Genomic DNA, 24444 nt, shown 5'->3' with positions numbered 1-24444 from the left:
ACGGCGTGACACACACGATTCGTCTCGAGCACGCCCGTTTCGAGTTGTTCGGACAGCCGATCGCCTATGTTCCGTGGGTCACGGTTCCCGACAATACGGTCAAGCGCAAGTCCGGCTTCCTGTTTCCTTCCGCAAGCTATTCGAGCCATCTGGGTTTTGGACTGAAGGTCCCCTATTATTACGTCATCTCGCCGAGCATGGATGCGACGGTCACCGCGACGGGCTACACCAACCAGGGCTTGCTTCTCGAGGGTGAATTCCGCCAGCGCTTCGAGAACGGAACGCATATCCTGCGCTTTGCCGGCATCGACCAGATGAATCCGGACGCCTTCACGGCGGGTACGACCGATGCCGAGCACAAAACGCGCGGTATGATCAGCTCCAAGGCCGATTTCAGAATCAATCCTCGCTGGACGTTCGGCTGGGACGTCATGGTACAGAGCGACAATAACTTCTCGCGCACCTATGGTCTGGACGGGCTTAACCAGAGCACCCATACGAACCAGGCCTATTTGACAGGTATCGGAAAGCGCAATTTCTTCGACATGCGCGCCTCCTATTACCAGGTCCAGGATGCCGATAACAGCAACACCGCCACCAAGGAACAGGCTGTCGTCTACCCGAGCATCGACTATCACTATGTCGATCCGAAGTCGGTCTATGGCGGCGAGCTGTCGGCAACGATGAATTTCACGCATCTGTCGCGTAGCAAGGCCTCTGTGCTCGACGCATCGAGTGATCTCGGCGACGCCAGCTTGAACGACCGTTATCTCGGTCTTTCCGGAGACTATACGCGTCTGAGCACCGAGCTGCAGTGGCAGCGTACCTTCACCACGGATCAGGGCCTGGTTTTGACGCCGCTGGCCGCACTTCGCGGCGACGTCTACGGCCTGGACATGAACGGGCCGGCGGCCAACACCTACTCCGGCAATTATGACAACAGCGACTATGCCACGCGTGGCATGGCGACCCTGGGTCTCGAAGCCAAGTATCCGTTCCTCATCACGACAAGCAACAGCACGCACGTGTTCGAGCCGATCGCTCAGATCTATGTGCGACCGGACGAGCAACTTGCCGGGCGGCTGCCGAACGAGGACGCGCAGAGCTTTGTCTTCGATGCGACCAACCTGTTTGATCGTGACAAGTTCTCGGGCTTCGACCGCGTTGAAGGCGGCACGCGTGCCAATGTCGGGTGGCGCTACACCGCCAGCTTCGACAGCGGTTACAAGCTGCAGCATATTTTCGGACAGTCCTATCAGCTCGCGGGACGCAACTCATTCGCGACCAGCGATCTGGCAGGCGCGGGCTCGGACTCCGGCCTTGAGACGGCCCGCTCCGACTATGTCACCATGGTCGGGCTGACGACGCCGCAAGGCATCTCGCTTTCGACCTCCGATCGCTTCGACGAGAAGGATTTCGCCTTCCGTCGCGGCGATACGGCAGTCGGCTTCTCGAACGATGTGTTCCAGACATCCTTGATCTACACGCATATTGCTGCCCAGCCGCAATATGGTTTCACCAGCAATCAGGACGAAATCCAGTCGCGCGCGCAGATCAAGTTCAAGGAATACTGGTCGGTCTTCGGCACGGTCAGCTATGATCTCAACAACGATGAAATAACCAAATACGGCGCTGGTCTCTCCTACACGGATGAATGTACCGTCTTCAGTCTCTCTTTCCTCGACAAGAAGGATACGACTGACGGATCCACAAACGACTTCTCAATTGGCGCACGCATAACCTTTCGCACGCTTGGTGACGTCAATCTCGGCAGCGTTCAGGACTCAACATTCTGAGCCATCCAATAGTCGCTAGAACGGTATATTGACAGAAGAAAGCTTTCGAGAAGAACTGGCTCACATTATCCCAATGGGCCTGGTGATCGGGGCATTTTAAGTATGTCGTCTTTAGGCTGGCGGGAGCAACCGAAGCCAACAACAAGGCCCACTTGCGCGCCATTGAGAGAGCGACAGGGCTATTACGGCCGATCAGCGACGCGCTGTTGTCCTTGGATTTGCTATCCGTCCCTACGGCAAATGTAGCATATACAGTGGGTTCAGAAAAAATTTTATGATGAAAAATACTGGCGTTCCAACACATGCCAGCAAAAAGACTGCAGTTAAAAGCTCCAGCAGCAAAACCGCGCAACGCACGTAGATCCCGTTCAGCTTGCCTTTCGCGCTCAGCCTTCATACATTCCTATTTTTGATCGGCAAACAAAGACGTCTGGAAAGTGTTCCAACGATGGACGTCATTTTGTTTCAACGATTTTCCACCCGTAATCAACCCTATCCGTTTGTATTCGCACCGAAGAATTCGTTTTCAAGTGCGTTGTTAAGAAGGCGGGCATGCGTAAGATTGCGCACGAACTGGCGAGGATGGCGCAGAACCGTTGGGTTCAGAAAATGGGCCTTGAACAAATTCAAGGATTTGCTATGCGCGCCGCTGTGACCAACCCGATAGATAGCACCACGGAAGGGAAGTGATCCAAGGGGAGTGCCGGCATCGGCGAGCAATTTACCAATACGCACGTGGCTGCCGAGCATGGATTTGATGTAGTCGACCTCCGCATCCTCAAAACTTGCCGGTAGCTTGTAGAGATCGGACCGGATGATCAGCGACGTGCCGCAAAAGTTGGCAAAGTCGTTGTGATGCAAAAGCAGACGTCCCCCCTCGCTCCAGAGATAACCACGATCGATCTTCCAGCCGTTGGCGCAGGGGTTTTTGGCTGCGAAGTCTACGATATTGGCGCTGACGAAATCATCGTCATCGACGGTCATAAAGAAGCGCGTGTCACGGGCTGAAAGCATGCCTGCCAATATGCGCCGGCCTTTGTCCAGGCGCACGGCTTCATAGACGTGCTCACGTTCGGCGCTGTGCAGGTCGTATAGTGGATTGGGTGGAAACCTAACGCGCTTGACCGAAAAATTCACTGGCAGATCGGGCAGGTCGGCGCCTTCATTGGCAATAATAACAGCGCGCCAGTCACCGTGGTACTGCCCCGAGATCGATGCGATCGTCTGTGACAGCCGCCGTTTCAGTGACGGCCAATCATTGCAATTGCCTTGATGGCGCACGGGAATGATAAATGTAACAAGCGTCATCACCATACCTCCCGTAAATGAAGGCATGTACTTGCAGAACCGAAAGGGCATCGCATCGTGATCAAAGACATCTGAAGTCACCCAGAGAAGTGTTTGTTGAGAAGTGGGGAGCGGCTGTTGGGTGTCAGAAGCCGGATGCTTGACAAATCAAGCGCTTCCGGCCTCAGTCCCCCGGAGAGTTCAGCAAAGGCGGCGACGTAAGCGGTAGCTAAGATCGATGATTGAAATTCGGCTGTAAGGTTTCGAAAGATGTGGCCTGATTTAAATAGATGTCTCTATTGCAAGACCTGTCACCAACATGACGGGTTCACTCGTATGCTCGAGCGCAGCTCGGCACCAGTAAGCCACTGACTTTATGATATAAATCAAGTTGCTGGCCGTAATAGTCGAAAAGAGCGGGATAGCTGAGTTTGACACTCCCGGCGTGGTTTGTTTGCAAAATTCAATATTTTGAAAAACCCTCAACAAGGCGACAGATAGACACGACCGTGATGAAGATCATCATTCCCAGAATCCGGTCGGACTCCTGCATGACACTGGCGCCCTTAAACGACGTCACCAAGTGAGCGCAACAGATGCAGACGACGCGGCGATCCGTACCCGTCGCCCGCGCTCATACGTAGTTTCAGGCGGGCCGCTTGCATTCCTCCGGGCTCGTTATCATAGCTGCCAATTCGCTAGCCGAACATTTGTCCCGTTCCTATTGGCAGGTTGTGTCTTTCGTTCCAGTTAGCTGATCACCACCATTGCGCCTTAAGGCTCGACAGGTGTCTGTAGGAGTGGCCGGACCTCGACCGTGGGGCAGCCAGGTCCGGCCGATTGTCCCGAACTGGAGTTTTCAAGGAACAGCAGATCGATACTTTGTGAGCCTGGCGACAAGAGGGCCGGAACATTTCGAATGGTTGCTACCTTGTGACCACTTATAGAGCTGCAGTTGGACGCTCCGGGAACCATTCGGGAAGCTCTCAACTGTATCGGGAATAAGCAGTGCGCGACCCTCGCATCCTCGATCTAGACCACGCAGGTTTCCTCATATCTGCTTGTACGCTTTTTCAGAATGTTGTCCTGTGAGGGCCTCGACCACGCAACGTCTTCGCGAGCAGATGTGAGCTGACCCTACCCTAGGAGGACGAGTGCACGATCTTCAGCCCTTTATTTCTCGACGTGAAAGATACGGCTGCCACTTCCACAAGCGATTTCGCCATCGGTGCGCGCCTGACGCTCCGCACGCGCGGCGACGTCAACCCTGGCCGCGTTCAGGACGCAAAGTTCTAAATTGCGTCAGCCACGACAAATCCTCCATAATCCTCCGACATGTAGCACCGAAGGAATTGCCAGGCAGAATTTTCTTATTCGCTTATACAGCTGAGCGGCGACCTGATGCCACCTTGCGAGGGTGCCGCGAGGAGCAGCACTCCTGCTTACCAGGGATTATCTTCTTCGTCCTGCGAATCGGGCGTTACTTTTATGACCAAGCAACTTAGTATAAGCGCAGCAATGACAGCAATAAATACAAGCACCGCACCCTCCAAATTAATAATTTTTAATTTGCAATGTTGCATAATTTCTGGTCTGCGCTTTTAAATTCTACACATGTTCAACTTACCAATTAATATACTTCTAGTTTCTCAATTTATATTTCCTGCGTTGCGGCTATGCTTATCTATCCCAATAGCATGGCATGGCGGCGACACCGAGGGCCTGGATCCCTAATGAAGCTGGCAGCCTCACGTTTGCCCGCCCGGCGCGCATGCCTAACCCAGAAAGACTTAATCAGAACCGTTGATAATCCTTTACAGGCATCCCGTTCCGAGAAAACCCGCTATTGCGAATGCAGCAACTCCTCGCGTGCCTCTGAGAATCCGTCGAGCGGTATTGTAAACGTCGGTTTTGCGAGTGAACCGAAGGCCGAGACGGAGATTGAAAACGACTTGGTTTGTTCAAGAGCCGCAAGCCTGGAATCGGACAAAAGCAGTGACGCAATACACCCTTCTGGAACACACGATACGAACGGTGCGATGTCATATGCACCGCTGTCGTCCCAGGTTAATTTGGCGCCTTTGTCAATTGCCAAGCCAAGAGGAAGCATCACAACGGCTCGGGCGGAGCCGTCGCCGGTAAGGTAAATCGAAATGGAGATTATCTCGTTTCCAGTTGCTTTATCGACCTGATATTGCCCCATCACGCAACGCTTAACCATGTCGACGGCTTTGCATTCTATAGCCCAGTCACCAAACGCCTCTTTGAGAACGTCGGCGTCACCAGGAAGAGGACCCTTATCTTGAGCAGTCGATATTTCCTGACGATAGTTTACAACGTCAAGTTGTGCTTGCTTTGGTTCATTATTGTATAAGCCAAAACTCTGCTGACCGACCGATGCAGACGCGCCATTACACACCAAAAGCAACGACACGGCACAAACGCTGAAAAAAATTCTTGAGTAAATCATGTGACGCCGGATCGGTTTCCACATTAATACCTATATGCCTCCAGATATTTTTAGTATTAATTGCAATTTGGCGGTTATTATGTTTTGGATTTATCCGGACATTTCTGAATTTGATTTATTTTCAATAGAATTGGATAAGCTAAACCACGTCATGGTGTTCTTCCGCCGACAGCCGGCTCGATATGATGATCGATAGAGTCCCGATTTTGCAAGGCGGACCTCGAACTCTTGCGACGACGCAAGACTTTATCGCTCCAACCATCGACGATTGTATAAGGCAATCCCTGGCACTCGTCGCCGATACATCGCTTTCCGGTCTGCGCGTTGCCGTAAGCATCCGGTGATTGCCGCACCTGGCGCTGATGGTGTGTAGGTTCAGCGGTCTGACTGAAGTGCCGCGACGGCTCTTGCCGCCTTATCGCAGCGCTCTATAAGTTCTGGGTATGAGAGCCCCATGTGCTCGGTCGCGATCTTGAAGAGATACTGGGCGATGGCCTCAACTGAGGCGGTTTGGTTGGCCAGCATGCCAAAGACGGTATCGGCATAGGCATCATATTCGTCTTGCGCTTCAGGAATGTCCGACACGCCGATGGGGTCCCACTCGGTGAGCAATATTTTCCGAATGATAGCTCGGTTGGCTTTGCGATCCATCGTTGATCCTATGCCGCAACGGCTGCTGTTTGCGTCGGTTTCCAGTTCCACGGCAGCAATTGCTCCAGCCTGCTGATCGGCGTGTCGGCAATGTTGGCGAGAACGCCGGCGAGCCAAGCCTGTGGGTCGATGTCATTAAGCTTGGCGGTCATGATCAGCGTGGCCATGAAGGCGGCACGATCCGATCCGGCGAAGAGCCATGACTTTCTTCCGAGAGCAAAGCCTCTGAGCGCGCGTTCGGCGGCATTATTCGTCAGGCAAATCCGGCCATCTTCGAGGAAGGCCGTGAAGCCGTTCCAGCGCTTCAACATGTAGTCGATCGGCTCAGAGACAGGAGAACTGCGCGACAACTTTGCCCGCTCGGTTTGGAGCCAGTCATGCAGTTCCTCGACGAGCGGCTGGCTGTCTTTGCGGCGGCGCTCCTGGCGCTGCTCGGGGCTAAGACCGTTGATCTCCCGTTCGATATCGAACAAGGCATCGATCCGTTTGACGGCCTCCAATGCCATTGGTGAGATCGGTGCGGCTTTGCTGCCATGTTTGGCGTTCGTGGCAATGTCGGCCAGCACGAAGAACTTGCGGCGCGAATGTGCCCAGCAGAGTGCTTGGCGCAGAGGCGCGGGATCGCGATCTGCCTTGAACAGCGGGTTATAGCCGCCATAGGCATCCGCCTGCAGAATGCCGGTGAAGGTCTTCAGATGTCGCTCTGGATGCTCCTGCCGCCGATCCCGAGAGGAATAGTAGAGGGCGGCGGGCGGTGACTGTCCGCCGAACGGCCGATCGTCCCGAACGTAGGTCCAGATGCGGCCGGTATCGGTCTTTCCCTTCGCCAGGATCGGCACGGTCGTGTCGTCGCCATGCAGCCGCTCGGCCGCTAGGACATGGGCCTCGATCAACGAATGGATTGGCTTCAGGGCTGCAGCACACGCGCCGACCTGATCGGCAAGCGTTGACAGGCTGAGATCGATCCCCTCTCGGGCATAGCGCTCGCTCTGGCGATTGAGCGGCTGATGCTGGGCGTACTTCTCGAACAGGATCATCGCCAGAAGGTTCGGGCCGGCAAAGCCGCGGGGTGTCACATGGAAGGGTGCTGGCGGCTGCGTGATCTTCTCGCACTCGCGGCAGGTGAACTTCTCCCGCACCGTCTGGATAACCTTCCACTGGCGCGGGATGACCTCCAGGGTCTCGGTGATATCCTCGCCGAGCTTCGACAGCTTGGCCGATCCACAGCATGGGCAACTGGATGGGGCGGCAATAACGACGCGCTCGCGCGGCAAGTGTTCAGGAAAGGGCTTGCGTGACGGACGCTTGCGCTCGAAGGCCCTGACGGTCGAGCTTTTGGCAACCATCTCTGCCGCGAGTTCGTCTTCGCCGGCATCAGCTTCGAGTTCTTCGAGTTGCAGTTCCATCTGTTCGAGAAGCCGCGCCGTGCGCTCAGAGCGGCTGCCGTAAAGCTCTCGGCGGACCTTCTCGATCTCCAGCTTCAGCCGCGCGATCAGCGCCTCGGAATGTGACACGAGCGCTTTTGCGCTGGCAGCTTCCGCCTTGGCTGTCGCCGCTTCCACCTCGGCAGCAACACGCAGCGCTCGCTCTTCCGCCAGCAGTGCGAGCGCACTGGCAAGGTCATCTGGAAGCTGGTCGACAGGGCTGTTCATGGCCAGATGGAATCATATTCGCCCCCGCTATTCCAGTGTTTTTGCTCATCCAACCGAGGTTGGTCGCCAGGTCTTTTGCGGCATCCGCCAGTCGATACCTTCCAGCAAATAACCGAGCTGCCCAGGCGTAATCACGACCGCCCCATCGGCCGCCGACGGCCATACGAAGCGTCCACGTTCCAACTTCTTTGTGAACAGGCAGGCTCCCTGACCATCATGCCAGATGACCTTGATCAGGCCGCCGCCACGCCCGCGGAACACGAACAGGTGCCCACACATCGGATCGCGCTTCAGTGTCTCTTCCACCATCAGCGACAGACCGGGAAAGCCCTTGCGCATGTCCGTATGGCCGGTCGCCAGCCAGACCTTCACACCAGCAGGAACCGGGATCATCGCCGACCCAGCACACAATCGAGAATGCGGCCAAGTGCCTCCGTGTCGATGTCGCTGTCCACACGGACACGACGACCGCGGCCCAGATCAATCGTCACATCGCTGCGCTTCCGGCGGGGATGCGATGAGGCCGGCGCTTCTGAGGCAGCGGGCTGGGCTGCCGGCGCGGCCTCCGAAACGATCACGGGCACCAAGGTGCTCGACACCTGCGTCGACGGCTCCTCGATCCGGCAGAGTTCCTTGCGCCACCGAAAGAGTTGGCTCACGTGGATGCCGGCCGCACGGGCAATCTCGGAAAGAACCGCACCAGGCTCAAGGCAGGCTGCAACCAGTCGCTCTTTGTCCTCGCGAGACCAGCGCCGACGGCGCTCGACAGACGTGATCACTTCAATCGGATGCTTGGTCATAGGACTACTCCTAGTGTTTGCACTAGGACTTCCGATGTTCGCATCAACCTCGCAAGACGGCCCTCACCGTGGGCTTACGCGTTGCCCGTGAGTTTGACCGGATCATCGCGGGGCGTGGCAAGCCGAAGATGACCGTCAGTGACAACGACAGCGAGTTCACGAGCAACGCGATCCTGCAATGGACGGATCGGACCAAGGTGGAATGGCATCACATCGCGCCTGGCAAGCCGATCCAGAACGCCAACATCGAAAACTTCGATAAGCGGTTGCGAGACGAGCCGTTGAATGAAACTCTCTTTTCAACACTAACCCACGTCGCGATCAGCGCTTTTAAGCTGGCGAAGCGATTGCAACGAGAACCAACCACTTTCTGACCTCGGCGTCCGACACCTGCTGAGTTTGCTAAGATAACCAATCCATGACGTGATGTGGTACTGCGCAGCGGCGATTTCTCCGCCGACCATCATAACTGCGCAGCAGGCCACCAAAAAATAATGACCACCTCTCCTTGTCGTCCACGTCGGCATAAATGGGGAAATTTACCTCGGCACTTGCGGGAAGTTATCACCGAGAATTGACCCATGTTTCAATCATCCCTCGCATGACTTCTGCGGGAGCTCTGAGGTGATCGGCATGGCGTTGCTGAATATACTCCGACGCTGGCATTTTCGAGAGCACATATCGATCCGCGAGATTTGCCGCCGGACCAGCCTTTCCGGGAATATCACCGGCAAGTACATGTGTCTGAACGGTGTTAAACCGAAATTCAAGAGCCGGCAGCAATGGCGCATCCCGAGGCAATTATACACCGACTTGACGGGCCCCTCGGCCATGATGGTTCCTATTGCCGTGTTGCAGCCGTTGCTCGAGAATGGCAGGCGGCCTGGCAGAGAGAATTCCAGATAACAGGGCGCGACACGTTTGTGCTCTTAGCATTCGAACCTGTGAAGTTTTCCAGTTCGACTGGTTAGAAGATTGAGAGATCATCGGCAACGAGCATGCCAAGCTATAGGTGGCGCATACGAAGCTCAGCTACAGCCGCGCATTTGCAGTCTTGGCCTATCTCCCGCAAATACATGAGTGCTGTTCGATGCCTACAATCATGCATTCCGCGTATTCGTTGGGGCCACCGGTCGCAGTATCTACGATAATATGCGCATAGCAACCGACAAGGTTGGCCCAGACAAAGAGAGTGACAGCGTGCAGCCGCTGCCAAACAAATATGTCTCTGAAGCATGCGAGCATTGCATCTCCCATTACTTGAAGCAGGTATCTCCCCATGTCTCGCGCCACGGCGCTGCTTGGAGTTCCTACAGGCGTCGACTGCTTGGCTATTGCCTGTGGCTTGGTCATGAGGCGATGGAAACGACGGCACCTATCTTCATGTCGTACTAACAGGCCGAGGCTGAGCGATTTTGACCCATTAACCGGTTCCGAAATTCCGGAATTCCCTCAGAGCTTGAGAACTGTGCCCAGTGTTAACCATCTGCTCCTGGCCGAACTGGCCGCGAACGCATCACATATTCCCCATTAGAAGAGACGTTCGGCATAAACAACCAAGCGAAATCGACCCGTTGGCTTGGCTTACGCAAACCCTCGAACCATCCCCGATGCCCTCATGCCAAGGAATTTCGAAAAGTAGAAACAAATGTTATTACCGACAACGAAATGCCCGTCGACCCGTCCCGGATGGATACGACACCTAGCTACGGTTAGACAACTCCTTCGACCGGGCCACGCTCGCAAGGTGCGCCAATGTCGCCAAGACAAAGAAGGATCAGCACTACGCGATCATCGTGGTAACACCGGCGCATCAGCCAGCAAGGTGACAAGAATAGACCCCAATATCACTGCTGCAGTTTCGCGAGCGGCCAACTTCAACATCGTACCAATAATTGCGGATGCTCCCATGCTGACAGCTACAGAGAGAAAGTGGTTATCGGTGCCGGTTAAAACAAAGATGAGGAGGGTTATGGTCATGGAGGTGGCGACGATGGCGGCCCCTTTCCAGGCAATAACACCCGCCACCCTAGCTCCGGCAGCACCGCCAATACAGGCTAGAACGAAAATGATGATGAGAGTGTCCGGCTGATACATGAGTGATCTCTCCGGCTATCCTATCGAGGCCTTCAAGACCGGGCAGCTACCTTTATAGCTGTTTTCGAAAGAACACCTCTGCCCGCAGCGTTAAGGCTCTTCCCGACAATTAGTCGGAACGCCCGCGGTTCCGTCTCGCAATCCTCACCAAGAGCCAAGGCGTGACGGCTTCATCCAACATCACCATAGGCGCTAAGGCTAATTATAAAAGTTCTAGTAATTGCCGGGGAGCTGTCCGTCAAGCCCGTTGGCAGCCACAAGGTTCAGCGCAAGGGATGGTGTGAACTTCTCGGTGAGCGGCTCCAGACTTGAGGACGATTTCCCGATCACCGAATGGAGCGCTTCCTCCGCCTGCCGGTCGTGTTGATAAGCGCCGCAGCGAAGCGCCCGACGCGGAGACGGCAGACATTGTTAACATAGGCGTGAGCGTCAGGAACGTCGGCGAAACCTCGACAAGGCAGGCGATAATCTCGGCCGTCTGGCGCTCCAGATCATTGATGCTAGATCGGCTTATGCCCGTCTTCGGCATGGTAAACTTAACGGCGAAGTTGCCAGACTATGACGCAGGCCCGTTTTGTCGGTCATGCCCAAGCGATTTTCGCACACAGGTTTATGGCCGCCGCGCGCAGTTGGTGATGACGGCTGGAGATAGTCATGGCGGATTGACGCGATGGCTCGTGGGGGCTGCATTTGGGCGTCCAGTCCTGCAACAATTGCCCGTCGCTTGCCACAGAAGCGATAGCCAGCGAACGCAAAGACGCAGATATTTCGATGTATTAAATAATGTAATACATTATGTACCGTTCGTAACAATATGTATATTAAGTAGAATTTAGTTGATCTTGATCTGATGTTGCCTTTCATAATCCGCCAAGCCGCGCTTCTTCAGGTTCGGTCTATTCCAGCATTGCGGTGACCCCCATGGACAAGCGCGTTGAACCTCTTCATGAACCAGGTGACTCCGTCTAGCTACGGAGAGCAAAAGGCCGGCGCGCCTGGCCTTGGTTTCTGCTGCCCGTCCTTGTAGTTGCCGCCATCGTCGTCTGGCGCCAGCCATGGAACAACCATCCCGGCCTCGGCTGTGGGCCGCCCGGCGGACCAATGTCGCAATCAATACAGTCGGTCGCCGTGGCACCCGCGACGAAGGGTGACATCCCGATCAGGCTGGCCTCGCTCGGCACTGTGACATCGCTGACGACTGTTACGGTCAAATCACAGATCAGCGGCTATCTCACGGAGATCCATTTCCGCGAAGGTGAGATGGTGAAGAAGGGCGATTTTCTGGGGCCAGAACAAGATCAGTGCGAAATCGTACGATAACAGAATTCGTACAGATTTTCCGTAACTTACGGCCTGTGCTGCAACATGAAGCTTTAGGGTGAAATCCTACTTAGCGCACGTTTTAGGGAACGAACGTCGATCTCCAGCATCACTTTCCCGCCTAAGCGTACTATTTCGCACTGATCTTGTTCTGACCCCCGACAGCTCAACCCCTGATGCCTGTACAGACGAGAGCGGTTCATGCAATCCGCGTGCACAATCCCCCTAGCCATCGCAACGGTATAGATCCATGTTCACAAACCCGTCCTTGGACCTAAAGGCCGCCAAAAAATTAATTTCAAACCCCACCCAAAGTTTTTAATGCGAACGCTATAAGAACTGATTTGCTCAACAAGTTATAGACGACCCCCATGCACTCGGGATATGTTGCACGAGAAAAGCTTTCCTCGTTTAATTACTAATGGGGTACTGATAATGAAGCGGATTATTTGTCAGGTAATTGGCGCAGCCGGAATTATAGCTTCTCTCAACTGTACAGTTCATAGTGCCGAGTCCGAACCGAGGACGCGGTTGGGCGGTAACCACGTGGAACTGGCCGATCGAGATAAACTGCCGAAAGCGATTAGCGACAGCCGTATGCTACGACTGCAGATCAATCTCCAGTCGCAAAATCTAGATAATCTGAGGAAGCTAACTGAAGAGCAACAAGATCCTGGCTCGCCAAATTACCACCGATGGCTAACACGCCGCGAATTCCGACAACGCTTTGCTTTGCCGAAACACACTCTAGTCAATCTCAAGCTCTGGCTTCACAGTCAAAAATTTCGGATAATCCAGGCGGACCAAGACAAGATCGTTGTGGAAGCTAATGCGCGCCTCGTCGAGGATGCTTTTTCGATCCACATTGCAACGTCAACGAACGGAATTCTCTACGCAAGCACCGACGATCCACTTTTCCCTGCCCGTTTCGTCACCGCGATAGGCTCGATAGATGGCCTTAACAATATAACCCAAGCCGTTCCCTTCTCCAGACGGCTGTTATACCCATCCTCAGGGTTCAAACCGAGTGACTTTCACACCTTTTATGACGAGTTGCCGTTGTTGAATGCGGGCATCATGGGGAGCGATAATCCCCTTCCCAAACCACATCCCAAGTCATTTTGCGGGATTGCAATTGCTGCAACATCGGACGTTCCGGATATTGCGATCCAGTGGTTCAACAACCTTCTTCTTAAACGCAGCGTCTATCAGATGGAGCGGGTCTTTCCTGACAATTCAAACCCTGGACGTACTGGGGATAACCGGGAAAGTGAAGCTCTTCTTGATGTTGACTGGAGCACTGCGGTGGCACCCGGAGCGAGAATTCGCCTTTACATTTCCTCGACTTTGGCCAGCGCGATAAAGGGCGCAATCTCGGACAACAACTGCCCTGCGATTGACATTAGCTATGGCTACTGCGCGGCGGCTCCGTCTCTCTATCACGACTTTGACAACTGGTTTGCGCGGGCGGCCGCACAAGGACAATCCGTTTTCGTTTCCGCAGGCGACATAGGATCTGCCCAACTTGACCAGCGCTGCATGCCAAGCAGCACCCAGGGTGTCAGCGAACTGGCGGCCAGCCAGAACGTCGTCGCCGTCGGTGGCACCAAATTTGCTCCAAACCTAGATGCAAGTGGAAATGATGTCGGCTCAGTGCCGGAGCAGGTCTGGCAAGATACTGGCGCCAACGGCGCTATAATCAGCGGGACCGGTGGTGGAAAAAGTAAGATCTTTAGCAAACCAAGTTTCCAAACCGCATCGACGCCCAGCGACTCTGTGAGAGACATTCCGGACGTCTCCTTCGGCGCAAGTCCTGCTTACCCCGGTTTTATGATATACGCCCAACACGGCAACAATCTTCAGTTGGAACAGTGGGGCGGCACCAGCATCGCTGCCCCCATGTGGGCTGGAGTGTCACGGTTGATAGCACAGGCAGGAAACACGCATCCCAAATGGCCGAACCCGCGTTTGGGCAACATGAATTCAATCTTCTACAAGCTCGGCCCGTCGGAAGCGGCTTTGGGATTTCGCGACGTTACGGTCGGGAACAACGCTTTTCAGAACGTCAGTGGATACTCGGCCGTAGCTGGCTACGATTTGGCAACCGGCTGGGGAACGGTTGATATCGCCACGTTTGTAAATAGTTACAAACCATATGTCTGCAATCCTCTATGCCCCACTTCGATGCCATCGCCACCTGTTGCCGATAGCAAACAGCCTGCACATCAACAGGGCAACAGAGTCAAACTGAATGAATGATCTAGAGAACCAGCTACCGCGCATATTTCAGTGCAACCTCCACCGCTTCTATCAACGTGTCATCGTGCCAGTGCTGGAAAATCTGCCGGAACCGGTGCTGAGGGAGGTCGTCGCTGCGAACTCAATTGAGGAGAATCTTGACCTCATGGCGGCCCAAGTCGATGCTCATACACACAACGAAGCGGCCAAAGCATTCGTCTTGGCGCTCGCCGGTCTGTTCGAACGGCAACTACGTCATTGGGCGCTGCATCTCTTCGCGCCACCGAATCCGCGCGAGATTTATGAAGGCGATTTCGCCAAGCTGCTAGACCGGTGTTTTGAAGCCAAGGAACTGAATGGTAGTCGAGACAATGTGCGAAAGGATCTAGTGCAGGCATATCTCGTCGCGAATGTGGTCCGGCACGGCGACGGACGGACGAGCAAGAACTTGCGCGAAATTGCGCCGGAACTCTGGATCTATGACCGTTCTGAATATATCGACATCAATGCGGGACCGTCGCCCCATAGTGAACAAATCCGCATTCGCAGCCATGACGTTCGGCGTTACGTTCATGCCGGTGTACGCTTCTGGGGACGTGTCGATCCGCTACCCATGGCTGTCACTGAGCCTCCTCTCTAGGGAGCAATAATCAGACGGTCCATTCCTAGCCGCGCTCACCTAGATCGATAGTTATGGTGATCGCCGCAGCGATTGGGGCGGAGCGTTCATACAATAGGCCACGCAAATTTGGGTCGGTGAGGTCCTCAAACATTCGGCCTTGCTTGCATCGGAGCACCTCGTCTGCGATGAAGCGCTCAAGTCGCCATCCCAACGTCGAACTGGCATCAGCAGAATCAAGCGGCGAGGTCGCGGTGATATTATCGACAGACGGCGAGCGCCCCTCGTCAAGGTTCCGCAGAATGGCGTGGACGTGTTCAGAGGGCATAACGCGAAAACCGATTTCGTTCGAACACATGGGAAGCCGCCCATTCAACACGGGATAGGTGGTTTGAAACGGGAGGGTCAACGGATTATAAAATCCGTAATAGACAGGAATTCCGCGTAGGTCGAAATACTCATCAATGTGATCGATCTGTCGGTGGCCCGCCTGCGTGGCCTGATAAACAGACGAGGTATCGAAACCGAAAATGCGCTGGCTCGAAATGGGCACTGATTGATCGGTTCGATCGGCAAGCCGGCCAATGCCGATGCGATAATCCGACTCATCGACTGGCACTACCGCTATTTCGTGAGAGTAAAGCCGTTTTGTTTGGAGAAGTGCGACTTTGCGGTCGATTAAGTGCCCACGCCGACGCAACAGAACGAAGAACGCGATATCGGCGATCTCCCAACGTCCATGCATCCATCGCGCACCAAGCCAATGGGATTCCAAGGAAACGCCCACTTGTTCCTGCGCAAAGAATGCAGGTGCCGATGCGGTCAGTTCCATGATCAGAATATGATCCAGCGACTCCTCGTGCATGGAGGGGTGCACCGACATCGTGGTCGAGACTTTCTCATTTGCCGCGCCGAACACCGCGCGCACATAGTCGATTACAATGTCTGGAATTGCATCAAATGGTGATGCCATGGCTCTTCAACCCCTAAAAGCCCCGCCAATTTCGATTTGGCCTGCCTATTCCCGCAGATGAACATACCAAAAGCTCGCTGCAACCGCATGGCCAGCACCAAGATGTGATTTCCCGCCGCCAACGGTCATCGATTTAGACAGCATTTCTTATACTTTACGCCGCTGCCACATGAGCACAGTTCGTTACGTCCAATCTTTCTCGCTCGCGAGCCGACCTCGTGAAGTGCGGCCGGCGCGCGCCGCGGCAACTTTACAAGCACGGCATCCATTTCTGAGTTCGCCTGCCACGGGTCAGTCAGCACCACGGCCAGTCGGATACGAAGGTCGCCTGGACGCAGGACCATTCCATACCATCGTTCGGCTTTCAGGTCGTATTTCTTCAATCGAGCGTGCTGTAAGATTTTGTCTCTTGCAACGTTATCAGGCAGCGAACTGATATGAATCGTCAGACCAGCCCGCTGTCCATTGAAGGGCAGCGAGATATCCTTAGTGTGCCCCTCTCTTACGGCCGCCTTGTTCTGGTTCTCCAAGGCACGCGAAAGACCATTCGCGGAACTGTCCGAGAGCTGCAGCAGCCATATACCCACTTCGGTCAGTTGTGGAATCGACGCGGCTTCGATCTGCTCCACGATCGAACCGATCGGAGTTCCGCGATATCGAGTCAAAACTCCCTTAATCTCACGACTACCGGATGCCCCTTGGCGTCTTACGGCCATCGCTACGTCGATATGGGCCGTGAAATCATCCCCGAGATTCACCATGTCGTATTTGTCATCGAGCCAAAGGTTATTACGGAGGTGATAGGAGAGTGGAATCAATTCGTTGGTGATGACCAACTTATCGTAGGCGCGTGCCCTCAGTTCGAGATAATTCAAGAAATGGAGCGGCGTTTCGAGAAATTCGGCGATTACCTCGAGAGTGAATACATCCGTCACGAGCGGACTACGCACGATCTCCGAGGTCTTAACCTTCAGGAAATGCCGAGCTTGAAACGTCAGCGCAGGGTAGTGATCGGCAAGGACGCACATCGGATATATGAATTCAACAGGCTCCCCAATCTTCAGTTCTTTTCGCGTCGCATCTCGAAATACGAACTCGCCAGTACGCTGTAGTGCGTCTGCACAGAGAAGTGCCTGATCGTACGCATTGGCGACAGCCTTCTTGAAGTCATCTCGCAACGCCAAGTCGTTGCCCTTGCGAGCGTTCAAAGTGAGGCGCTTAGACTTAGCTTGAACGACGATTGCGTGATTGCCGAAGAGGACGAGCGCATCCGCCTCTGCATAACGGTTTTTTCCGCGATAGATATCGACGTTTGTCAGGACGCGGGCGTCTCCGAAGACAGCCCGAAGACACCCGCTTGAATAAGACTCGGTAAACGCACCTCGGTTTTTGGTCTCGATCTCGCGATAGTCATCATCCGCCATCATCCAGAAAAACGGAGATTCATAGAGCGATTCTTGCAGTTGGTAGTGCTGGAGCAAAACGTAAGTGCCATCACCGAGATGCAGAATTGGGCGAACATTCGTTTCGTTGAATTCGCTCAACCCAGCGAAGGGTTCGTTGCGCTCGTTGCTTCCGAAACGAAACGAGGAGAGAACCGCTTCAATGGTGGGGATCTCAACACCCGAGGATGTGGCGATGTCCTCAGTTGTGAAGGCAAACGCCGGAAGGAATGTCCACTGGTCAGGAGTCTGTGTGCGCATTTCCCTACGAAGTAAGGAGAGCCGACGAAGATGAAAATCACCTATGGCTTTCGTCACCGCGAGTGCATCAGCAATTCTGAAACCACGCATCTTTACGAGCCAGCCATCATCGGCCTCGTACTTCAACTGTGTCAGCGCCTCGTATTGGAAATTGTAGGCAGACTCGCCGCCATAAAAGATGGGCTCGCGCATGGCTGCTCCGTCTTGGAACGGATCCCTGCCTGCGGCGAATAGCGCATGCCAGTCCTTTCCGCTAAAGAAAGCCTCAGCCATCATCGAGTGATGAAGCTCTTTCATCAATTCATCGGTGCGTTCGATATAGCTCTGGAATATTCTCGGTGCCGGTATGTCGACCACAATGGGCGATCGAGCCATCAGTCCGATCAGAGTGGAGATTTCACTGCGAAGAAGACTGGAACCCTCATAGTGGGAACCCATGTCTTTCACACCTAACTGGCCGCTGTACTTGATCAGATTATCTCTGAAGCAGAAATACGCTATCGCGTGAATGTATCCTGGGGAGACACACAACGAAGCGAGCTCTGAGAAGACCTCAGCCTCTTTCCGTTCACTAAGTTTTCCCTCACTTGATGTCCCGGTTGAAATATCTCCCATTGGAAACTGCTTTACACCCGCTGCGATATTTAGGCGATACTAGCGTCGAAGGTCCCGCCTCTTCCTCTCTAAATACACCATAATCGCGTCGCCGGCATCACGCACCTCATCAACGTCTAGTTCGCTAGGGATAAGATCAGAGAGACGGAACTGGGCTCGCATGGCGCTGATTCTCCTCGGGAAATAGCGCCAATTGAAACCAGAACATCAGCGAGATTGAGTCAGACCCAAAATTGGACGCCGATAACCCGCCAAGGGCGTCAGATTTGGTCTCTGACTCACTTTTGATGAAATCAAATGCTGGCTGATGTTGGTTTCACACAAGGAATCAACACCATGGGTCATTCGCTCCGACCGTCGACGCTCGTCCCTCGCGGCTTTGTAGTCGACAATACAGCCATCGATGACGAGGTAATGTTGATCGCCGTTCGGCCGGCGAGCAGAGCAAGCCGTTGCCCGATCTGCGGAACAAGCTCGGAGCGAATCCACAGTCGATATCAACGGCGCTTGGCTGACCTGCCCTTGGCGGGAAAGCCCGTTAGGCTTGTCATTGAAGCGCGACGATTCCATTGCGACGCAGTGTTGTGCGGCCGGCGAATCTTTGCCGAGCGCTTCGACGGGGACGTTCTCGCGCCTTCAGCGCGGCGAACTGCCAGGCTCGAGCATATCGTCCATCATCTTGGGCTTGCACTGGGTGGCAGGCCAGCGGCCACCTTTGCCAAGAGGCTGATGCTGCCGGTAAGCAACGATACGCTGCTGCGCGTCGTGCGGCGGCGCGGCAGTCCGCGCTTCGTCCCGCCGACCGTGATCGGGATCGATGACTGGGCGTGGCGACGTAACCAACGCTATGGGACCATCATCTGCGATCTGGAACGGCGCAAAACCATTGCCCTCCTGCCAGATCGGGAGCCGTCGACGGCCCAGGCGTGGCTCTCGGACCAACCTCAGATCAGCATCGTCGCCCGCGACCGCGGTGGTGGTTACGCGACGGCTGCAGCCAAGGCCTTGCCACAGGCGACCCAGGTCGCTGACCGCTGGCATTTGATGGAGAACGCCAGCAGGGCATTCCTCGATGCGGTGCGCAAATCCATGCGCCAGATCCGAACCGCGATCGGATCTGCCACGATCAATCCCGAATTGCTGACTGCCGCCGAGCGCATCCAGTACGAGGGATATCTTCGCCGCGAAGACACCAACGCCGCCATTCTCGACCTGGCCAAGTCGGGAGCCGCAATCAAGGAGATCGTCCGACAAACGGGGTACAGCCGCGGCCTGGTCCGGCGCGTGTTGCGTGGTCAACGCTCTGATGTCTTCCGTGTCCGCGAGAACTCGCTTGAACTCCATCTGCCGTGGCTTGACGCTCAATGGGCGGCCGGACAGCGGAACGGGACAGAGCTGTGGCGGCAGCTCAAGAACCAAGGGTTCCGCGGGTGCGTTCGCGTTGTCACCGAGTGGGCCACACGTCGTCGAAAAGCGGATAAGGTCGACGAGGGCACCTTGAGCCGAGCGCCTTCGGCCAAGACCATCGCGCGTCTTATGACCATAGGTCGTGACGACCTCTCCAAGTCTGAGACCGTGACGGTTGCGACGATTGAGGGCGGCGTGCCGCTGCTCGTTGAGGCACGGGAAGCCATCGCCGCCTTCCAGGCGATGATCCGCAAGAAATCCCTCGCTGATCTCGATCCATGGTTGGAGAGAGCCCGAACGGGTTTGATAGCTTCCTTCGCCAACGGCGTCGTCAAAGACCGTGCAGCCGTCAGCGCCGCGATTACTTCGCCATGGTCGAACGGCCAGACGGAGGGGCAGATCACCAAGCTCAAACTTGTGAAACGCCAGATGTATGGCCGCGGTGTCGCTTTGCCTTTAATTCCGAGATTTTTCGCGTTGCGTGTCGACAGACGCCACTTTTTGCCCTTAAATTCGAGACGACAATCAGCTCCGTTCGATAGCATTTGATGTTGAGGCGCGACGTCGGTTCTCAATCTGGCGACCGATCCGGTCGACGGTTATGAGCAAGCGGTCGTCCTTTTGATCACTCCGGAGCAAGGCGACTGTGGCGAAGTCATCGATACCAGTGGCAAACAACGCTGCTTTGAGTAGCGGACGCTTCTGGACCACTGCAATCGCGGCGAGGCAGAAAAGGCGGATGTCCGGATCGAAGCTCTGCAGTGCCGAAGCAGGATCTCCGCGGACATTCTTTAGCGCCATCGTAAAGGTGACGCTCCGCATTGCCCTTCGGATTTGGCGGATGCTGTTCTGCATTACCGCTTGCTCAAGCAGAGCCGACCCAGTCCGCGCGCGCTGGAGCAATTTTTGAGACGGGACGGCCTTACCCAACTTGGGTAACGTCGGCGTGAGCATCGCCCCACAGATTTCACAGTCGAATGCCCAAGCTCGCCGCCAATGCTTGAGTGCGAGGCTGCGCATCGTACAGTTCGGACAGGCTTGGAATGGAAAAAGCGCGGTCAGCGCAGCTTCGGTATCGTTCAATGCCGGAAAGGTCAGCGATTGGACAAGTTCAGGAGTAACCCTCGCGGCCAAGGCGATCTTTTCGGCTGTACCTGCTTCGAGCCCGAAATCGAGGGAAACCGCATACCGATAATCCAGGCCAACGTGCGCCAGAAGATCGACCAAATCGCAGTAGTTGGCAGTTGCAAGCCGTCTAAGCCAGCCGGAAAGCAACTCGTCTTGGGTAGGCATGACAGTTTTTGGCAGCGGGCGCAGTTTACGGGCCTGCCTGCTCCAGCCGCCGTTGCGCAGGCGCATGACGCGACCAGACGGGAGACCACGTGGCGATCGCGCCATCGGTGATGCATTCTTCGCCCGAGCAGATGGCATCGATGGAAAGATCCTTGACCAAAGAGAAGATGCGCGATGTTACTCCACCGGACAGCGCCAATATCTGCTTGAGGGATTTAATTTTCAGATTGGATTTCTTCGCGAGTGGCATCGCCGCGATAAGGGTCTGGATCATATCCGAGAATTCGGCGTCGTCACGCCAGTTTGGCAAGTGATGCTCATCGAGACGCCGGGCCAGCTGAACATCGCCGCGGATGGCATCGACTGCCTCGCTGACCCCGAAACAGACCAGCGAGGCCTCCAGTTCGTTGCTGAGGTAGCGCAGGACATTGAGGAAACGGCGTTGTTCGCGATGTGTACCCGCCAATAGATTGTGGACTTCGTCGACCATGATCATCCGCAAACCGAGGTCGCGCAGCAGAGCAATGACACGGACCTCGAGAGCGGCGACACTCTGCGCGCGTATGCCCAACGCCGTGACTGGTGCACCGACGGCAGCGAGGATGTGCAGATAGAATCGCCGCTCGTCAGGAGCCGGCGGCGCCTGCAACAGCAGAAGCGGTGTATGGGTTATGCCTGCGATCGCATCATATTCCGGGGCGTATCTGCGCGAGAGATTCCGGGCGATCATCGTCTTGCCGATGCCTGAGGCGCCGTGGACGAGAAGACCTGGCATGCGTGTCTGCCTCGGCGCTTCGAGAAGAAACTGCAATCTGTCCAAGACACTTTCCGCGCGAGGAAATCCGATCCAGATGTCCGATTGAATGAGGGCGATGCGACCGTGTTCACCTGATCCTTCAGCTCTCACCTCACCATCTCTCCACCTTGAACAGCGGCCGCGACGTATCACCCGTGTCCACGGGGCGCAGCCCCTCGGATGATCCATCCGTCTGCACTGCCCCCTTCAATTGATCTTGTCTCTCGCGGGACCGGCGTTCCGCCTTGGTCCGCACGCGGCTCTTATCCGCGATCTGGCGTTGCTGATGAATCAATTGGGCAAGTACTACTTCATTTGATCCCTTTCTGCCCAAAGCCCGGCCCTTCTGCATGGCCTCGCGATATTCCCACAGCGACACCGGCGGGATCTCCAGGTTGCGGTACCGCGCTTCGATACAACGTCCTTCTTCAAGTTCGACCCAGATCGACGAAAGATCGCGGGGATCATACCGCACGATAACATTCCCATCTTTACGACCAACGTGCCCTGCCAAGACATCCGACCAATAGCGTATACCGAATAGATGGATACCGTCTCGCCTAACCTGGCGCTGTTCGCTTGGCAGAAAGCTCACCTTAAACGCATCCATGTCGAAGGGAATATCGCTCGACATCTGCGCGGCCAAAGCCTCCCATTTGGCGACGGGCGTGCAACCGAGGCTCGAGTGAATGCCGTTGTTGTAGCGGCAGATTTCCAGGGCGAACCAGCTATCGAATTCGCTCAGGGTCATTGCCGCTTTGACTTCGGCTTTATAGCTGCCCTTGGCGGCAACGGACGATTGCGTGGTTCCTGGCAATAGATGGACAGCTCCCATCATCATGCCAATCAGCCGCTCGATGTGCCCGCCGAAGTGGGGACTCCCTTGAGGCCTGTAGGCAAGCTCAATTCCCCACTCCAAACAGGCGGCCTGAAACGCCTTGGATCGGAAATCACGGCCGTTGTCTACATGGATGCTGCGCGGTTTACCCTGTGCTGGCCAAGGGGCATTGCAGCCGATATCGGAGAGTAATTCTGCCTTCGGCGCCACCGCCCGGGTAAGGCAAAGTGCCACCGAAAGACGCGAGGGCGCATCGAAGCTGACGTAGTAGCCGTTGACGATCCGCGTTGCGATATCGATCGCAAGCGTCACCCAAGGACGCCCGATTGGTGCGCGTTCAAAACTGTCGACAAGGATGATGTCAGCAAGCGTATGGTCGATCTGAACGACATCCAGAGGTAATTCAGCCCTGTTTTTGCCTGTTACCGGCGCAAACCTTTGACGCGCTACCTTTGCGCCCTCTCTTGCCTTCATGACCTCACGCTCATCCATCGCATCAAGACGTCGCTGAATTGTTCGCCGCGTCGGCGCTTGTAGCCCGAGTTCACCACAGGCCATCCTGATCTCCGACACTACCCGCGACAGGCTCGCTCGTTCCCGTCGCAAGTAGTAGCGACGAAGATACTCTTCAATGAGCGTCTCGATCTCGCTAGATATGACCGTTGCGCCTATACGGCGGCCACGCTTCTTCGGCACCAACGCACTGGTCCGCCCGCCGTCCTCGGCAAGGCGCCGTATCCAACGCCAAACCGTTGCCCTGCTTACGCCCAACTCCCAAACTGCATCATGAATGCCACTCTCCAAACTGCCCTTGCCAGAAAGATAATCCTGAACAAGTGGCCGTAAGACCGCCGCTCTCCGCGCGGTTTCAGCACCGATTGTCCCAGTGTGGTCCCCTTCCCCATCCATAGCAGCCAGCCGCCGGTCCCCTGTGAACCCCATATCAAGTTTAGGGGCAAAATCTCAAATTTAAAGGCAAAATATCAGATTTAGAGACAAAGAAATGCCTTTAATTTCGTTGAAGCTGTTATCTCGCCTTTAAGAGCAAAGCGACAGCGGCGGTTCGCTCAACCATCACGATATAGCGGAAACACTAGCCGATGCCGGCTTCCTGGTAGTGGCGCTCAATCATCCCGGCGACAATTTTTCCGATTTCAGCCGGTCGGGCGATATCTCGATCATGTTTCAGCGGCCGCGAGACATCAAGCGACTGATCGATTTCCTACTTTCCGGCTGGTCGCAGGCAGAAAAGATCGATCCAGATCGCATCGGCTTCTTCGGATTTTCGCGCGGCGGCTATACTGGCCTGGTCCTTGCGGGCGCTGTACCGGATTTTCATGATCCTACAGTGCCATGCCCTGAGCCAGCTCCCATCTGCGGCGAGATCCGCCGTAACGAAATACCGGCCGAACCGCTTGCCCGGGATCCGCGCATAAAAGCCCTCGTGCTTGCCGATCCGCTGAGCTTCTTTTCGACGAAGGAGAGCCTGAAGGCAGTTGACGTTCCGATCCAACTCTGGGGCTCGGAACATGGCGGTGACGGCGTGCTGCCTGACAATGTCGCCGCGCTGGTTGCCAATCTGCCAAGGAAGCCAGATTTCCATGTCGTGCCTGGTTCGGGCCACCTCGCCTTCCTCGCGCCATGCCCGCCCGATTTCACCAAATCGCAGCGGGAAATCTGCGCGGATCAGGCGGGGTTTGACCGCGCCGCGTTTCACAAGATGTTCGATACGGACGTTCTCGAATTCTTCCGCCAGAATCTTCGTTCCACGGATGAGAACTAAAGGCGCTCTTGATGGGACTTGAACCGACGATCGCTCATACGAGATCGCCAAGCACCTGAAATCCATGATAACGCATGGGTAGGATATGTCTGATGGCGAGATACAA

Annotated in this window: 18 protein-coding genes and 2 pseudogenes; 7 read left to right on the top strand and 13 right to left on the bottom strand. The window is 55.3% G+C overall.

Features of this window, described 5'->3' with window-relative positions; genetic code table 11:
- A partial coding sequence (locus JJQ51_RS21215; protein ID WP_269245303.1) for an LPS-assembly protein LptD occupies positions 1 to 1796 on the top strand: 1796 nt, incomplete at its 5' end.
- Here JJQ51_RS21215 and JJQ51_RS21210 read toward each other — a convergent pair.
- From JJQ51_RS21210 to tnpA, 7 genes are all read right to left on the bottom strand, one after another.
- A complete protein-coding gene (locus JJQ51_RS21210) occupies positions 1762 to 2193 on the bottom strand; it encodes a hypothetical protein (RefSeq protein ID WP_269245302.1) in 432 nt (143 codons plus the stop codon). The two genes, JJQ51_RS21215 and JJQ51_RS21210, sit on opposite strands and share 35 nt — an antisense overlap.
- 95 nt (positions 2194 to 2288) lie before the next feature.
- Positions 2289 to 3104 carry a galactosyl transferase gene (locus JJQ51_RS21205; RefSeq protein WP_269245301.1) on the bottom strand — a complete coding sequence of 272 codons (816 nt, stop codon included), beginning with the start codon at positions 3102 to 3104 and terminating at the stop codon, positions 2289 to 2291.
- 1822 nt (positions 3105 to 4926) lie between these two features.
- Positions 4927 to 5577, bottom strand: coding sequence for an invasion associated locus B family protein (locus JJQ51_RS21200; protein WP_269245300.1), 651 nt, complete (start codon positions 5575 to 5577; stop codon positions 4927 to 4929).
- Between the two features lie 351 nt (positions 5578 to 5928).
- The gene (locus tag JJQ51_RS21195; protein WP_269245299.1) at positions 5929 to 6204 is read right to left on the bottom strand and encodes a hypothetical protein; all 276 of its coding nucleotides are present in this window, start codon (positions 6202 to 6204) and stop codon (positions 5929 to 5931) included.
- Between the two features lie 8 nt (positions 6205 to 6212).
- The gene (tnpC, locus tag JJQ51_RS21190; RefSeq protein ID WP_269245298.1) at positions 6213 to 7856 is read right to left on the bottom strand and encodes an IS66 family transposase; all 1644 of its coding nucleotides are present in this window, start codon (positions 7854 to 7856) and stop codon (positions 6213 to 6215) included.
- A gap of 45 nt (positions 7857 to 7901) precedes the next feature.
- Positions 7902 to 8249 carry an IS66 family insertion sequence element accessory protein TnpB gene (gene tnpB / locus JJQ51_RS21185; protein ID WP_269245297.1) on the bottom strand — a complete coding sequence of 116 codons (348 nt, stop codon included), beginning with the start codon at positions 8247 to 8249 and terminating at the stop codon, positions 7902 to 7904.
- The gene (tnpA, locus tag JJQ51_RS21180; RefSeq protein WP_096772345.1) at positions 8246 to 8656 is read right to left on the bottom strand and encodes an IS66-like element accessory protein TnpA; all 411 of its coding nucleotides are present in this window, start codon (positions 8654 to 8656) and stop codon (positions 8246 to 8248) included. Before tnpA ends, tnpB begins: the two co-directional genes overlap by 4 nt.
- A 71-nt stretch (positions 8657 to 8727) precedes the next feature.
- Between tnpA and JJQ51_RS21175 the strand changes: the two are divergent.
- Positions 8728 to 9075: pseudogene (locus tag JJQ51_RS21175) on the top strand (integrase core domain-containing protein); the annotation flags it as partial.
- Between the two features lie 1372 nt (positions 9076 to 10447).
- Here JJQ51_RS21175 and JJQ51_RS21170 read toward each other — a convergent pair.
- Complete coding sequence (locus tag JJQ51_RS21170) at positions 10448 to 10753, bottom strand: hypothetical protein (protein ID WP_269245296.1); 306 nt, start codon at positions 10751 to 10753, stop codon at positions 10448 to 10450.
- Positions 10754 to 11854: 1101 nt separating this feature from the next.
- Here JJQ51_RS21170 and JJQ51_RS21165 point away from each other — a divergent pair.
- From JJQ51_RS21165 to JJQ51_RS21155, 3 genes are all read left to right on the top strand, one after another.
- On the top strand, positions 11855 to 12073 hold the full coding sequence (locus tag JJQ51_RS21165; protein WP_269245295.1) for a biotin/lipoyl-binding protein: 219 nt from the start codon (positions 11855 to 11857) through the stop codon (positions 12071 to 12073).
- Positions 12074 to 12619: 546 nt separating this feature from the next.
- Positions 12620 to 14332, top strand: a complete 1713-nt coding sequence (locus JJQ51_RS21160; protein ID WP_269245294.1) for a S53 family peptidase — start codon at positions 12620 to 12622, stop codon at positions 14330 to 14332.
- Positions 14325 to 14951 carry a hypothetical protein gene (locus JJQ51_RS21155; RefSeq protein ID WP_269245293.1) on the top strand — a complete coding sequence of 209 codons (627 nt, stop codon included), beginning with the start codon at positions 14325 to 14327 and terminating at the stop codon, positions 14949 to 14951. Before JJQ51_RS21160 ends, JJQ51_RS21155 begins: the two co-directional genes overlap by 8 nt.
- 25 nt (positions 14952 to 14976) lie before the next feature.
- Here the strand turns inward: JJQ51_RS21155 and JJQ51_RS21150 are convergent, their stop codons facing one another.
- The gene (locus tag JJQ51_RS21150) at positions 14977 to 15903 is read right to left on the bottom strand and encodes a hypothetical protein (protein ID WP_269245292.1); all 927 of its coding nucleotides are present in this window, start codon (positions 15901 to 15903) and stop codon (positions 14977 to 14979) included.
- A gap of 125 nt (positions 15904 to 16028) precedes the next feature.
- Entirely contained in the window at positions 16029 to 18221 is a 2193-nt protein-coding gene (locus JJQ51_RS21145; RefSeq protein ID WP_269245291.1) for an SEC-C metal-binding domain-containing protein, read from the bottom strand.
- A 336-nt stretch (positions 18222 to 18557) separates the two neighbouring features.
- On the opposite strand from JJQ51_RS21145, the pseudogene JJQ51_RS21140 reads away from it, so the two are divergent.
- Positions 18558 to 20072: pseudogene (locus tag JJQ51_RS21140) on the top strand (ISL3 family transposase); the annotation flags it as partial.
- A gap of 81 nt (positions 20073 to 20153) precedes the next feature.
- Here JJQ51_RS21140 and JJQ51_RS21135 read toward each other — a convergent pair.
- Genes JJQ51_RS21135 through JJQ51_RS21125 form a run of 3 tightly spaced genes read right to left on the bottom strand, consistent with a single transcriptional unit; the run spans position 20154 to position 23251 of the window.
- Positions 20154 to 20987: a TniQ family protein gene (locus tag JJQ51_RS21135; protein WP_269245290.1), complete on the bottom strand. Its 834-nt coding sequence runs from the start codon at positions 20985 to 20987 to the stop codon at positions 20154 to 20156.
- Positions 20947 to 21906: a TniB family NTP-binding protein gene (locus JJQ51_RS21130; protein ID WP_442967337.1), complete on the bottom strand. Its 960-nt coding sequence runs from the start codon at positions 21904 to 21906 to the stop codon at positions 20947 to 20949. The genes JJQ51_RS21135 and JJQ51_RS21130 overlap by 41 nt, the downstream gene beginning before the upstream one ends.
- Positions 21830 to 23251 (bottom strand): transposase family protein, encoded by a 1422-nt coding sequence (locus JJQ51_RS21125; RefSeq protein ID WP_269245311.1) that lies wholly within the window; start codon positions 23249 to 23251, stop codon positions 21830 to 21832. Before JJQ51_RS21125 ends, JJQ51_RS21130 begins: the two co-directional genes overlap by 77 nt.
- Before the next feature lie 421 nt (positions 23252 to 23672).
- Here JJQ51_RS21125 and JJQ51_RS21120 point away from each other — a divergent pair, with 421 nt between their 5' ends.
- Positions 23673 to 24338, top strand: coding sequence for an alpha/beta hydrolase family protein (locus tag JJQ51_RS21120; protein ID WP_269245288.1), 666 nt, complete (start codon positions 23673 to 23675; stop codon positions 24336 to 24338).
- The last annotated feature ends 106 nt before the right edge of the window (positions 24339 to 24444 follow it).

The sequence above is a fragment of the Rhizobium sp. AG207R genome, assembly GCF_027109195.1.
Taxonomy (GTDB): Bacteria; Pseudomonadota; Alphaproteobacteria; order Rhizobiales; family Rhizobiaceae; genus Rhizobium; species Rhizobium dioscoreae.
The sequence above is the reverse complement of the archived record's forward strand: the minus strand, read 5'-3'. Positions and strand labels throughout refer to the sequence as shown.